An 11294-nucleotide genomic window follows, 5' to 3' on the forward strand; every position below is an offset into this window, starting at 1 on the left:
GCGCCTGCGCCAGGCCGCCTTGCCCATCCAGGCCCCCGCCGGCCGCAGCGTCACGCGCCTGCCCAACAACGACCTGCCCGAATCCGCCGCGGCCCGCCTGCTGAATCTGGTACGCGGCCGCCTGGCCGCGTAAGCTCAAGCAGGTTCTGCGCAGATGCCGACGAGTGTCTGGCTCCCCGCCAGGGGTGCCAGACACCCATGGCACTACCTTAAGGGTGAAAGAGAGCGCCTTGCGGGGTACTGCCGGGTGTCCGGCTCCAAAGGTGCCGGACACCGTTGCGTGCCACGACGGCCTCAGTTGGACGGTGTCTGGCACCCCTCGCGGGGAGCCAGACACCTGAAAACCTGCGCCTCGGGCGCGCTACCCGCCCCTAGATCAACGCCTTCCGGATCCGCGCCGACAACAGGTCGATCACCACCACGAACCCGACGATGATGATCATTACCGCGCAAGTCTCCGCGTACTGGAAGCTGCGGATGATCTCCCACAGCACCGTGCCTATGCCGCCCGCCCCGACAATGCCCACCACCGAGGCCGAGCGCACGTTCGATTCGAAGCGGTACAGCGAAAACGAGATCCACAGCGGCAGCACCTGCGGAATCACGCCGTACACCACTTCTTCCACGGCGTTGGCGCCGGTAGCGCGCACGCCTTCCACCGGCCGCGGGTCGATGGCTTCCACGGCTTCGGCGAACAGCTTGGCCAGCACGCCGGTGGTGTGTACCCACAAGGCCAGTACGCCCGCGAACGGGCCCAGGCCCACCGCCACGATGAACAGCATGGCGAACACCATTTCATTGATGGCGCGGCAGGCATCCATCAGGCGGCGCATGGGCTGGTACACCCAGGCCGGCACGATATTGGCCGAGCACAGCAGGCCCGCCGGCACCGCCACGACAATGGCCAGGAACGTGCCCCAGATGGCGATCTGCACCGTCACCAGCATTTCGTCCAGGTACATGCGCCAATCGCGGAAGTTCGGCGGGAAAAAGTCGGCGGCGTAAGCCGCCATATTGCCGGACTCCGTCACCAGGTCCATGGGGCGCATGTCGGCGCCGCGCCATGACAGCATCAGCAACGCCAGCACGACTCCCCAGACCAGCAGGGTGGGCAAAGAAGAACGTGCCGCGGCGGGGTTGCGGGCAGGCGGAAGAACAGCGCTCATGAGTGGAAAAACCCGTGCATAGTGCAATCAAAAGCGCGCCGGCCTTCAATGCGAAGGCCGGCGCGGCGGCTTACTGCGGCTTGGAGGCCAGCTTGTCCAGATCGGCCAGCTGGCGGTCCAGATCGGCCAGCTTGGCCTTCTTGTCGGCTTCGCTCAGCGTCGTGTTGCTTTCCACGTTGATCTTGGTCTTGGCCAGTTCCATCTGGCGGATGGGGATCAACTGCGCGTTGCTGGACTGACGGAAACCCTTGTAGGTCAGGCCGGCCAGTACTTTCAGTTCGTGCTCGGCGTTCGGGCCCTTGCCGTAATTGACGAAGAATTCCTGGATGCGCTTCTTGGTTTCAGCCGGCACGTCGCTGCGCACCACCATCGGGTCGGCCGGGATCAGCGGCGACTTCCACAGGATGCGCACCGATTCGGTGGCGTCCTTGCCGGTGTTCACGCGGTAGCGTTCCAGCATTTCCGTGTTGTTGATGGCCACGTCCACTTGCTTGTTGATGACCGACAGCAGGTTGCTTTCGTGGTTGGACGCGCGCACCGTCTTGAAGAAGGTCTTGGGCTCGATGCGGTTGGCGCCCCACAGGAAGTAGCCCGGCACCAGCGTGCCCGAGGTCGAGTTGGGGTCGCCAGCGCCGTAGCTCAGGTCCTTGCCGTTCTTCAGTACGTCGTCCAGCGTCTTCAGATTGCTGTCTTTGTTGACCAGCAGCACCGACCAGTAGCCGGGGTTGCCGTCCTTGTCGATCACCGAGGCGAACACTTCGCCCTTGGCGCGGTCCACGGCCTCCATGGCCGACTTGTTGCCGAACCAGCCCAGTTGCACCTTGTTGAAGCGCATACCTTCGATGATGCCGGCATAGTCGGAAGCGAAGAACGGCTTCACAGGCACGCCCACTGCCTTGCTCAGGTCGTCAATGAGCGGTTGCCAGGCCTGCTTCAGATTGGTGGACGACTCGGTGGAAATGATGCCGAAGTTCAGCGGCTTGGCCTCTTCCGCGAAAGCGACAGAGGAAACGGCCGTGGCGGCAACCAGGGCGACAAACGTTCTGCGTAACATGAGAAAACACTCCAGGAAGGAATGAGGGTAGGGTTTCAGGCCGCGGCCGCCAGGGGCTGCGGCGCGATGTTGGGAAACTGTTGTCCAGCCTCGGTGTGTTCACCATCCTGCGGCAGCAATTCGGCGATATCGGCGCCGTACAGGCCGCGCAGCATGGCTTCGGTCAGGGCGGCGGCCGGGCCGTCGTACACCACGCGGCCGTGGCGCAATGCCACCACGCGCGGGCAATAGCGCAGGGCCACGTCCACCTGGTGCAGCGACACCACCACGGCCACTTTGCGGCTGCGGTTGATATGAGCCAGGGTGTCCATCACGCGGCGGGACGACTCCGGGTCCAGCGAGGCGATGGGCTCATCGGCCAGGATGACCTTGGCGTTCTGCACCAGGGTGCGGGCGATGGCCGCGCGCTGCTGTTGCCCGCCAGACAGGGTCGAGGCCCGCTGAAATGCATAGTCGTCTATACCAACCTGGGCCAAAGCTTCCAGGCCGATCTGCATTTCCGAGCGGCGGAAATAGCGCAACAGGCTGCGCCACAGCGGCACGCGCGGCAGCATGCCCGTCAGCACATTGGTAATGACCGGCAGGCGGCCCACCAGATTGAACTGCTGGAACACGAAGCCGATGCCGGCGCGGGTGCCGCGCACTCGCGAACTGATGCGGCCGTTCTGCTGGATGGTTTCACCATTGACCGCCACGTGGCCCGTGCCGGCGTCGGCGGCGACAAAGCCAGCCAGGTGGCGCAGCAGCGTCGACTTGCCCGAGCCCGACGCGCCCAGCAACGCCACCATTTCACCGGGCGCAACCGCCAGGCTGACGTCGTCGAGCGCCTTCGAGCCGGCGCGGAAAGACTTGCTGAGGCCGCGCACCTCGATCGCATAGGTCATTTGGGATCCCCTTGTCGAACCATGGTCGGCATTCTGTGGACATGGGGTGACAGGGTGATGACGCGCCCCGATCGCCAAGCGGCAAACGGATGAAAGGGACAGAATTCCCGTCATCAAATCGTCATACATCGGGGGCATTGGCAGGCCCCGGTATATATTGGGGTTTTCGCCGACCCCGGAGCAAGACATGCTGAGAGGTTCTTGCCTTTGCAGCCGCGTGGCCTACGAGATTTCGGGCCCGCTGACCCAGGTGCTGAATTGCCATTGCATCATGTGCCGCAAGGCCCACGGCGCGGCGTTCCGCACCCGCGCCACCGTCCAGGCCAAAGACTTCGCCTGGACGCGCGGCGAAGGCCATGTCACTTGGTACAGTTCATCGCCAGGCAATTACCGGGGTTTTTGCAGCGCCTGCGGCACGCCGCTGCTGTCGCGCTTCGACCACGCCCCCGAAACCTACGGCCTGCCGCTGGGCGCGCTGGACGACAACCCCGGCATCAAGCCCGGCTGCCACGTGCACGTGGCCAACAAGGCGCCGTGGTTCGACATTACCGACGACCTGCCCCAGTACCCGCATGCGGGGCCGGAACACGCCTGAAGGCTGCCTGGACGGGTAGTCAGGGCCGCCCCCCCAGGTGGGCCAGCAGGCTTTGCATGGGGGCCGCCAGGGATTCCCAGTCGCCAAAGCACAGGCACAGCCGCCGGCGTGCCCAACCGTCGGCCAGGGCCAGCACCTGTAAGCCATGCCGCCGCCGGTGGCGGGCGGCCACGCCTCGCGGCACGATGCCCAGTCCCACGCCATGCGCCACCATTTCACACAGCCCTTCGAAGGTGTTCATGCGCACGCGCAGCGCCAGCTTGCGGCCGGCCGCGAGCGCATGGTCGGCGATGTGATCCTGCAGCGCGCTGCCGGGGGCCAGCCCCGCGAAGGGCTGGTCCAGTACATCGGCAAACCGGATGGTCTTGTGCCGTGCCAACGGGTGGCCGGCCGGCGCGATCAAGACCAGGTGGTCCTGCGCCACCGGCTGCAATTGCAGGCCCCGCGCATCCACCGCGTCCGAAACCACCCCGGCCTGGGCCAGCCCGGCCAGGATGGTGCGCACGATCTCGGTACTGGTGCGCTCTTTCAGGTCTACGCTCAGCCGCGGCCGCTGGGCCAGCCACGGGGCCAGCTTGCCAGGCAGGAATGAAGTCAGGGCCGCCGTATTGGCATAAAAATGCAAGGTGCCGCGCGCACCGGCCGCGAAATCCTGCAGCTCGCCCTTCAGAACGGCCTGTTGCCGCAGTATCAGGCGCGCATGGTGGGCCAGCGCCTCGCCGGCCTCGGTGGTGACCACGCCGCGCGGGCGGCGCTGCAGCAGCGACACGCCGGCATCGGCCTCGATGCTGCGCAAGCGCTCGCTGGCCGAAGCCAGCGCCAGATTGGCATGCCGGGCGCCGCGGGTAATGCTGCCAGCGTCCACGACGCACAAGAACAAGCGTAGGTCGGCAAGGTCGAGCCGCATCAGGTCACCCGTATGGTTGCCTTCGGCTGAACCGAAGGATTGAACGCATATTCCGCATTGTGCCAAGGGATGCCCCAGGCTCCAATACGGGCATGACTGATACCTGGTTCTTCCTCGCGCTGCTGATTCCCACCTTTATCGCCGCCGGACTGGTCAAGGGCGTAACCGGCATGGGGCTGCCCACGGTGGCCATGGGGCTGCTGGGCACAGCGATGCCGCCCGCGGCTGCCGCCGCCCTGCTGGTGATCCCTTCTTTCATCACCAACCTCTGGCAATTGCTGGCCGGGCCGGCCGCCGGACGCCTGCGGCGGCGGCTGTGGCCGATGATGCTGGGCATCGTGGCGGGCACCCTCTGCGGCGCGGCCCTGCTGGTGCGCGTCGACCCGCTGTGGTCGGGGCTGGCGCTGGGCGTGGCGCTGGTGGTGTACGCGGTGTATGCGCTGTGCGCGCCGGCGCTGTCGGTGCCGCCGCGCCTGGAACCCTGGCTGTCGCCGGCGGTGGGCGTCGTCACCGGCGCCATCACCGGCGCCACGGGTGTGTTCGTCATGCCGGCCGTGCCCTACCTGCAGTCGCTGCGGCTGGATAAAGACGAACTGGTGCAGGCCCTGGGCCTGTCGTTCACGGTGTCCACCGTGGCGCTGGCCGCCGGCTTGCTGGCGCACGGCGCATTCCGGCCGGACCAACTGGGCTGGTCGGCCCTGGCCATCGTGCCGGCCCTGGCCGGCATGTGGCTGGGGCAGAAGATACGCGCGCGCATCAGCGCCCGGCGCTTTCGTCAATGCTTTCTGCTGTTCCTGGTTCTGCTGGGGCTGGAATTGTCGTCCCGGCCCTTTTTCTGACATGCCGCGGCGCGGGCCAGCCCGCACAGGCAGGCGGCAACACATTCAGGAGACTTCGATGATTTCCCGTTCCCGCATCGCCTTTATGTTGCGCCTGCGCGCCCGCGGCCTGCCATTGCGGCTGGCCGCGGCCCTGGCCTGCCTGCCCGCCATCGCGGCCGCGCAACCCGCCAGCCCGGTCCCGGTTACGCCCGGCCAGGCGTATCAGCTGGCGCTGGAAGCCAGGACCACGCGGGATTATCCGGCCATGCTGTCATTACTGCGCCAGGCCGGCCAGGCCGGTGACATGGCTGCCCAGGAAATGCTGGGCAGCGTACTGCTGGCGGGCCCGGCGCTGCACGGCGGCGCCATTTCCGCCGACCCTTGCGAGGCGGCGCAATGGGTGGACCGGGCCCTGGCACAGGGCAGCGCCATGGCACGGCACCAGCGGGAGGTACTGAATGGCCTGCGCGACCTGCCGCGCGGACGGGAAAACTGCGGCTAGCGCGCTGCCCAGAGATGCGTCGGCATGACGAAACGTGCCGGTTGGGGTCAGGGCCGGCCCACCGTCAGGCGAAATCCGACGCCTCGTACAAGGGCCGGATCTCGATCTCGCTGGGCCCGGGCATGGGGTTGGGGCACTTCTTCACCCATTGCACGGCATCGTCCATGTCCTTGACCTGCCACACCCAGAACCCGGCCACCAGCTCGCGCGTCTCGGCGAACGGCCCGTCGGTGACGTGGCGCTTGTCGCCATCGAAAGCCACGCGCTTGCCCTGCGAGGAAGGACGCAAGCCGTCGCCGGCCTGCATCACCCCGGCCTTGATCAGGGTTTCGTTGTATTTCCCCATGGCGTCCAGTAATTCGGCCGAGGGCATGTGGCCCGCTTCGCTGTCTTCCGTGGCTTTCACAATAACCATGACTCGCATGATGTCATCTCCTTGGGTGGCGAAGGCCGGTTGGCCCTCTTGTGTATACGACGGCCCAGCACCCGCGAAATCGACAAAATCGCGGCAAAAACGATTTACCCAGGGAAAACCCTGGTCAAAACGGCATAATTGGCGTATTATGTCTAGTTGTTCCGTTCATAAGTATGTCTCTATCAGAACGGTACGCTCTACCCCGCTTCTTCCGGTGTTGCATCAGTCGCAGCATCGCGACCAAGCCGCGCCCAGCGCGCATTTCGCCCCAGCAGTGGCCTGAGTACCCGCCAAACCCGCACCGGCCGGTACCCATAACCAGCAGGGACGTTTACGTTCCACCGCTGGCCCAAGCCCGCTTGGGTCCCGCGCATGCCGCCTTAAGGGCGGCGCGTGCGCCCTGACACGGCACGCGTGCGCATCGACCAAGGAGAGTCTATACATGGCAAAAGAAGAACTGATCGAACTGGACGGCATCGTCGACGAAGTGCTTCCCGACAGCCGCTACCGCGTTACCCTGGACAACGGCATCGAAGTGGGCGCCTATGCCTCGGGCCGCATCCGCAAGCACCGCATCCGCATCCTGGCGGGCGACCGCGTCACGCTGGAAATGTCGCCCTACGACCTGACCAAGGGCCGTATCAACTTCCGCCACAAAGACGAGCGCGCGCCCACCATGTCGCGCCCGCCGCAGCGCCGCCGCTAAGCACGGCAGGGCCGCTGGCGCGCCGCATTTGCCGCGTGTGATGGATACGACCGAATCGCCGCCGGCCGCCGCCCAGCGCGTGGCGCACGCCCGGCTTCTGGTCGAGCAAGGCGAACAGGGCCTGCGCCAGTTGCGGCAATCGCGCGCGGCGTTCATCCACAGCCTGCGCGCCACCGGCCTGAGCTACGCCCAGGCCCGCATCAAGTATGACAATTGCCTGGACGAACAACGCCGCCTGCAGCAGGCGGCGCAACATGAACTGCAATTCGCCGAACGCCTGTACCAGCGCCTGACGGCGCCGGCCGCGGCCGGCTGACACTCAGGGCTTGAACGCCCCGATGAAAATGGCGGGGTCCACCCTCGCGTCGTTCAGGCTGATATTCCAGTGCAGGTGCGGCCCGGTGGCCCGGCCGGTACTGCCCACCTTGCCCACCACGCCGCCGCGCGCCAGTTCATCGCCCACTTTCACGTCGATGGCCGACAAGTGGCAGAACATGCTGATGAAGCCCTGGCCGTGGTCGACGAACACCGTCTTGCCATTGAAGAAATAATCGCCCACCAGCACCACGCGGCCGGCCGCGGGCGCCTTGATCGGCGTGCCGGTGGGCACGGCGAAATCCAGGCCGGAATGGGGATTGCGTTCCTGTCCGTTGAAGAACCGGCGCAGGCCGAAGGGGCTGGACAGGCGGCCGTCGACCGGGCGGTCCAGCATCACGTTGCTGGGAATGACGCCCTCGCGAAACGTGCGGTAGGCGTGCAGTTGCTCGTCCAGTTCGCGCTCGATGCGCTTGAGGTCGGCCGGGTCGGGCGTGACCTGGCGGCGGTTCTTCAGCTTGATGTGCTGCGCGGCGTACTCTTTACTGCCCACCTGGAATGTCAGCGGCGCGCGCCCCTGGACTTGCAGGGTCTGGTCGCCCAGCCCGGTTTTCAGGGGAATGCCCACCACGGCTATCCATTGCCCGTCGCTGTCGCGTATCACCATGACGCGCCGGCCGCCGAAACTGGCCTGCGGCGCCTGGTTGGACGCGCCCAGCGCCACCACCGCGACGCCACCAGGCACCGGCGTATCCAGCTTGCGGCTGATATAGCCTTGCGCGTGAGCGGCCGCCGCGCCGCATGCCGCCGCCAGCAAGGCCAGGCGGCCCAGCCAGCGCGCCAGGCGCGCGCACGCGGAATGGCGGCTTACAGGCACAGATTCGCGGCCTCGGTCAGCGCCGTGCTGTAGCGCGGGATGCGGGTGGACAGCTTCACGTCGGTCTTGCCTTTCCAGGTTTCGGCCGTCAGCACGGCCTCGACGCCCATCGTGCCCTGCACCACCAGTTCGTAGCCATTGTGGATGGACTGGCGCTGCGCGGTCGTGCCTATGCCCTTCCAGGCCGAATCCACGCAGGTGGTGTATTGGTCGGCGGTGCGGGCGGTGGAACCGAAAAACACCGGCTCGCGTTCGCGGATATCTTTGACATTGGCGCAACCGGCCATCACGCCGGCCAATGCCAGCGATGCTATGACTCGCAAATTCATGTGTGGATTTTCCTGGAAATGACGGAAAGCCCGGCCACTATAACGCACGGCATCATCAGGCCGCGGGCTTGCGCAGCGCCGACTTGGGCCGGAACACCTTCACCACGGACTCGTGAGTTTCGGCATACGGGCCGCCGATCAGGTCGATGCAATACGGTACCGCCGCGAACACGCCCTGCACCTGCACGGCGCCGGTCTCGTCGCGCAGCCCTTCCAGGGTTTCGCGGATAGCCTTGGGCTGGCCCGGCAGATTGATGATCAGGGCGGCATGGCCGGCGCTTTCGCGTATGACGGCCACCTGGCGCGACAGGATGGCGGTGGGCACGAACTTCAGGCTGACCTGGCGCATCTGTTCGCCGAAGCCCGGCATTTCCTTGGTGGCCACGGCCAGCGTGGCTTCCGGTGTCACGTCGCGGCGCGCCGGGCCGGTGCCGCCGGTGGTCAGCACCAGGTCGCAGCCATGGGTATCCACCAGTTCGACCAGGGCCGCGGAAATGGCCGGCGCCTCGTCCGGCACCAATCGTTCCACGGCCTGCCACGACGACGACAACGCCTCACCCAACCAGTCGCGCAGGGCCGGCAGGCCCTGGTCCTGGTACACCCCCGACGAGGCGCGATCAGAGATGGAAACCAGCCCCACGAGCAGGTCGTCGGGATGGCGGCGGGCAATGGGCGTGGCGGCAGCAGACATGGTTTTTCCGGGCGCGGGCTGAAAAAACCGATGCTATCGCATTATGGAATGTCATGATGGGCCGCGTCCGGGGGGCCGGCGGCGAGTCACAAATCTGTAATAATTCAGCCTGTTGCCCACCGCTCGCCGCACCTTCCCCTTCCCATGCTCCATCTTTTCTCCGGCCTCGACTTCTGGATAGGCCTCAGCCTGGTCCTGGCCCTGGCATTCGTACTGGCCTTCGAATTCATCAACGGTTTCCATGACACCGCCAACGCGGTGGCCACGGTGATCTACACCAAGGCCATGCCGCCGCACCTGGCGGTGGTGATGTCGGGCATTTTCAATTTCCTGGGCGTGCTGCTGGGCGGCGTGGGCGTGGCGTACGCCATCGTCCACCTGCTGCCGGTGGAACTGCTGATCAATGTGGATACCGGGCAGGGCCTGGCCATGGTGTTCGCCATGCTGACCGCGGCCATCGCCTGGAATCTGGGCACCTGGTACTTCGGCATTCCGGCATCCAGCTCGCACACCCTGATCGGATCGATCCTGGGCGTGGGCCTGGCCAATGCCCTGCTGACCGACCTGCCCCTGCGCGATGGCGTGAACTGGGGCAAGGCCATCGATATCGGCCTGTCGCTGGTGGTGTCGCCGCTGGCGGGCTGCCTGGCCGCCGGCTGCCTGCTGCTGCTGTTCAAGCGCTGGTGGCCGTTGTCGAAAATGCATAAAACGCCCGAGCAGCGGCGCGAAATCGATTCGAAAAAACATCCGCCCTTCTGGAACCGGCTGGTGCTGGTGCTGTCGGCCATGGGTGTCAGTTTCGTGCACGGATCCAACGACGGCCAGAAGGGCATAGGCCTGATCATGCTGGTGCTGATCGGCATCGTACCGGCCCAGTTCGTGCTGAACGAGGGCAGTTCCACCTACCAGATCGACCGCACGCGCGACGCGGCCACCCACCTGTCCGCCTTCTATCACCGCAACCAGGCCACGCTGGACGACTACCTGGCCCTGTCGAAAAGCCGCAACGACAGCAGCGACCTGCCCGAACAATTCCGCTGCCATCCGCAACTGACATTGGCCACGATAGACGCGCTGCAGGAAAACCTGCGCGGCGTGACGCACTATTCGGAACTGTCGCCGGCCAAGCGCGTGGAAATCCGCCGCTACCTGCTGTGCCTGGACGACACCGCCAAGAAAGTGGCCAGCCTGGAAGGCCTTCAAGAACACGACCGCGCCGACCTGCACCGCCTGCGTACCGACCTGACCGCCACCACGGAGTATGCGCCGCTGTGGGTCATCGTGGCGGTGGCGCTGGCGCTGGGCACCGGCACCATGGTGGGCTGGCGCCGCGTGGTGCTGACCGTGGGCGAGAAAATCGGCAAGTCGGGCATGACCTACGCCCAGGGCATGGCCGCCCAACTGACCGCGGTGGCGGCCATCGGCATGGCGAATGTATTCAGCCTGCCGGTATCCACCACGCATGTGCTGTCGTCCGGCGTGGCGGGCACCATGATCGCCAACCGCAGCGGCCTGCACCACGGCACGGTGCGCACGATTCTGCTTGCCTGGGTGCTGACGCTACCGGCGTCGATGCTGCTTGCGGCGGGCCTGTTCTGGCTGGGCGTGCAGTTCGCCGGATAGCACACGCGCCCGGACGCCGGGCAACCCCGCCAGGCTCCGGCCGTGCGGGCGCCCTGCCTACATCAGCACGGCCACCAGGCCGTATGCCGCCACCCCCACGATCACGGCCACCCCGGCATTGCCGGATTTCCACACGGCCACGGCGGTGGCCGCCAGCCCGGCCGCGTAGGCCGCGACCTCCGTGGCGTTATCCAGGGCAAGCACATCGGGCACGATGACCGCCGCGGCAATACCGGCCAGCAAGGCCGGCCCCAGCGCCGCCAGCGACGACCCTTCGGCCAGGCGCCGCAACAGGCGGCTGCGGGGCGGCAACAGGAATGGCAATGCGCGCGTCAGGTAGGTGATCACGGCCATCGCGGCCACCGCGCCCCAGAAGCCCAGCCCGTCCGTCATGGCGCGCCTCGCGGCC

At 66.4% G+C, this 11294-nt stretch carries 14 protein-coding genes and 1 pseudogene; 6 read left to right on the forward strand and 9 right to left on the reverse strand.

The window, feature by feature from the left end; all coding sequences use genetic code 11:
- Positions 1-371 precede the first annotated feature (371 nt).
- The 3 genes from phnE to phnC all read right to left on the reverse strand — a co-directional run bounded on the left by phnE (position 372) and on the right by phnC (position 3104).
- Positions 372-1166, reverse strand: a complete 795-nt coding sequence (phnE, locus tag LPZ50_RS15210; RefSeq protein WP_230662310.1) for a phosphonate ABC transporter, permease protein PhnE — start codon at positions 1164-1166, stop codon at positions 372-374.
- A gap of 70 nt (positions 1167-1236) precedes the next feature.
- A complete protein-coding gene (gene phnD, locus LPZ50_RS15215; RefSeq protein ID WP_230662311.1) occupies positions 1237-2220 on the reverse strand; it encodes a phosphonate ABC transporter substrate-binding protein in 984 nt (327 codons plus the stop codon).
- A gap of 35 nt (positions 2221-2255) precedes the next feature.
- Positions 2256-3104, reverse strand: coding sequence for a phosphonate ABC transporter ATP-binding protein (gene phnC, locus LPZ50_RS15220; RefSeq protein WP_230662312.1), 849 nt, complete (start codon positions 3102-3104; stop codon positions 2256-2258).
- Positions 3105-3291: 187 nt separating this feature from the next.
- On the opposite strand from phnC, the gene LPZ50_RS15225 reads away from it, so the two are divergent.
- A complete protein-coding gene (locus tag LPZ50_RS15225) occupies positions 3292-3699 on the forward strand; it encodes a GFA family protein (protein WP_230662313.1) in 408 nt (135 codons plus the stop codon).
- Between the two features lie 19 nt (positions 3700-3718).
- On the opposite strand, the gene LPZ50_RS15230 is transcribed toward LPZ50_RS15225, so the two are convergent.
- Positions 3719-4606: a LysR family transcriptional regulator gene (locus LPZ50_RS15230; RefSeq protein ID WP_230662314.1), complete on the reverse strand. Its 888-nt coding sequence runs from the start codon at positions 4604-4606 to the stop codon at positions 3719-3721.
- A 92-nt stretch (positions 4607-4698) separates the two neighbouring features.
- Between LPZ50_RS15230 and LPZ50_RS15235 the strand changes: the two genes are divergently transcribed.
- Complete coding sequence (locus LPZ50_RS15235) at positions 4699-5445, forward strand: sulfite exporter TauE/SafE family protein (protein WP_230662315.1); 747 nt, start codon at positions 4699-4701, stop codon at positions 5443-5445.
- Positions 5446-5503: 58 nt separating this feature from the next.
- Positions 5504-5929, forward strand: coding sequence for a sel1 repeat family protein (locus LPZ50_RS15240; RefSeq protein ID WP_230662316.1), 426 nt, complete (start codon positions 5504-5506; stop codon positions 5927-5929).
- Positions 5930-5999: 70 nt separating this feature from the next.
- Here LPZ50_RS15240 and LPZ50_RS15245 read toward each other — a convergent pair.
- Positions 6000-6353: pseudogene (locus tag LPZ50_RS15245) on the reverse strand (YciI family protein); the annotation flags it as partial.
- 433 nt (positions 6354-6786) lie between these two features.
- Here LPZ50_RS15245 and infA point away from each other — a divergent pair.
- Complete coding sequence (gene infA / locus LPZ50_RS15250) at positions 6787-7050, forward strand: translation initiation factor IF-1 (RefSeq protein WP_230662317.1); 264 nt, start codon at positions 6787-6789, stop codon at positions 7048-7050.
- Positions 7051-7090: 40 nt separating this feature from the next.
- Entirely contained in the window at positions 7091-7366 is a 276-nt protein-coding gene (locus tag LPZ50_RS15255) for a hypothetical protein (RefSeq protein WP_230662318.1), read from the forward strand.
- Positions 7367-7369: 3 nt separating this feature from the next.
- On the opposite strand, the gene LPZ50_RS15260 is transcribed toward LPZ50_RS15255, so the two are convergent.
- The 3 genes from LPZ50_RS15260 to mog are packed head-to-tail and all read right to left on the reverse strand — an operon-like array spanning position 7370 to position 9262.
- Entirely contained in the window at positions 7370-8242 is an 873-nt protein-coding gene (locus LPZ50_RS15260) for a M23 family metallopeptidase (RefSeq protein ID WP_230662319.1), read from the reverse strand.
- On the reverse strand, positions 8233-8571 hold the full coding sequence (locus LPZ50_RS15265) for a hypothetical protein (protein ID WP_230662320.1): 339 nt from the start codon (positions 8569-8571) through the stop codon (positions 8233-8235). Before LPZ50_RS15265 ends, LPZ50_RS15260 begins: the two co-directional genes overlap by 10 nt.
- A gap of 55 nt (positions 8572-8626) precedes the next feature.
- Positions 8627-9262: a molybdopterin adenylyltransferase gene (gene mog, locus LPZ50_RS15270; protein WP_230662321.1), complete on the reverse strand. Its 636-nt coding sequence runs from the start codon at positions 9260-9262 to the stop codon at positions 8627-8629.
- Positions 9263-9406: 144 nt separating this feature from the next.
- On the opposite strand from mog, the gene LPZ50_RS15275 reads away from it, so the two are divergent.
- The gene (locus LPZ50_RS15275) at positions 9407-10885 is read left to right on the forward strand and encodes an inorganic phosphate transporter (protein ID WP_230662322.1); all 1479 of its coding nucleotides are present in this window, start codon (positions 9407-9409) and stop codon (positions 10883-10885) included.
- A gap of 57 nt (positions 10886-10942) precedes the next feature.
- Here the strand turns inward: LPZ50_RS15275 and LPZ50_RS15280 are convergent, their stop codons facing one another.
- Entirely contained in the window at positions 10943-11278 is a 336-nt protein-coding gene (locus LPZ50_RS15280; RefSeq protein ID WP_230662323.1) for an AzlD domain-containing protein, read from the reverse strand.
- Positions 11279-11294 lie beyond the last annotated feature (16 nt).

Origin of the sequence: Bordetella petrii (assembly GCF_020991325.1) — a bacterium.
Lineage (GTDB): Bacteria > Pseudomonadota > Gammaproteobacteria > Burkholderiales > Burkholderiaceae_B > Bordetella_A > Bordetella_A petrii_E.

What these genes read in the sequence shown, in the direction of transcription:
- LPZ50_RS15240 (WP_230662316.1), top strand. Translation starts at nt 5,504, where the DNA reads ATGATTTCCCGTTCCCGCATCGCCTTTATGTTGCGCCTGCGCGCCCGC.
- phnE (WP_230662310.1), bottom strand. Translation starts at nt 1,166, where the DNA reads ATGAGCGCTGTTCTTCCGCCTGCCCGCAACCCCGCCGCGGCACGTTCT.
- phnD (WP_230662311.1), bottom strand. Translation starts at nt 2,220, where the DNA reads ATGTTACGCAGAACGTTTGTCGCCCTGGTTGCCGCCACGGCCGTTTCC.
- infA (WP_230662317.1), top strand. Translation starts at nt 6,787, where the DNA reads ATGGCAAAAGAAGAACTGATCGAACTGGACGGCATCGTCGACGAAGTG.
- LPZ50_RS15275 (WP_230662322.1), top strand. Translation starts at nt 9,407, where the DNA reads ATGCTCCATCTTTTCTCCGGCCTCGACTTCTGGATAGGCCTCAGCCTG.
- mog (WP_230662321.1), bottom strand. Translation starts at nt 9,262, where the DNA reads ATGTCTGCTGCCGCCACGCCCATTGCCCGCCGCCATCCCGACGACCTG.
- LPZ50_RS15280 (WP_230662323.1), bottom strand. Translation starts at nt 11,278, where the DNA reads ATGACGGACGGGCTGGGCTTCTGGGGCGCGGTGGCCGCGATGGCCGTG.
- LPZ50_RS15230 (WP_230662314.1), bottom strand. Translation starts at nt 4,606, where the DNA reads ATGCGGCTCGACCTTGCCGACCTACGCTTGTTCTTGTGCGTCGTGGAC.
- LPZ50_RS15225 (WP_230662313.1), top strand. Translation starts at nt 3,292, where the DNA reads ATGCTGAGAGGTTCTTGCCTTTGCAGCCGCGTGGCCTACGAGATTTCG.
- phnC (WP_230662312.1), bottom strand. Translation starts at nt 3,104, where the DNA reads ATGACCTATGCGATCGAGGTGCGCGGCCTCAGCAAGTCTTTCCGCGCC.
- LPZ50_RS15255 (WP_230662318.1), top strand. Translation starts at nt 7,091, where the DNA reads ATGGATACGACCGAATCGCCGCCGGCCGCCGCCCAGCGCGTGGCGCAC.
- LPZ50_RS15235 (WP_230662315.1), top strand. Translation starts at nt 4,699, where the DNA reads ATGACTGATACCTGGTTCTTCCTCGCGCTGCTGATTCCCACCTTTATC.
- LPZ50_RS15265 (WP_230662320.1), bottom strand. Translation starts at nt 8,571, where the DNA reads ATGAATTTGCGAGTCATAGCATCGCTGGCATTGGCCGGCGTGATGGCC.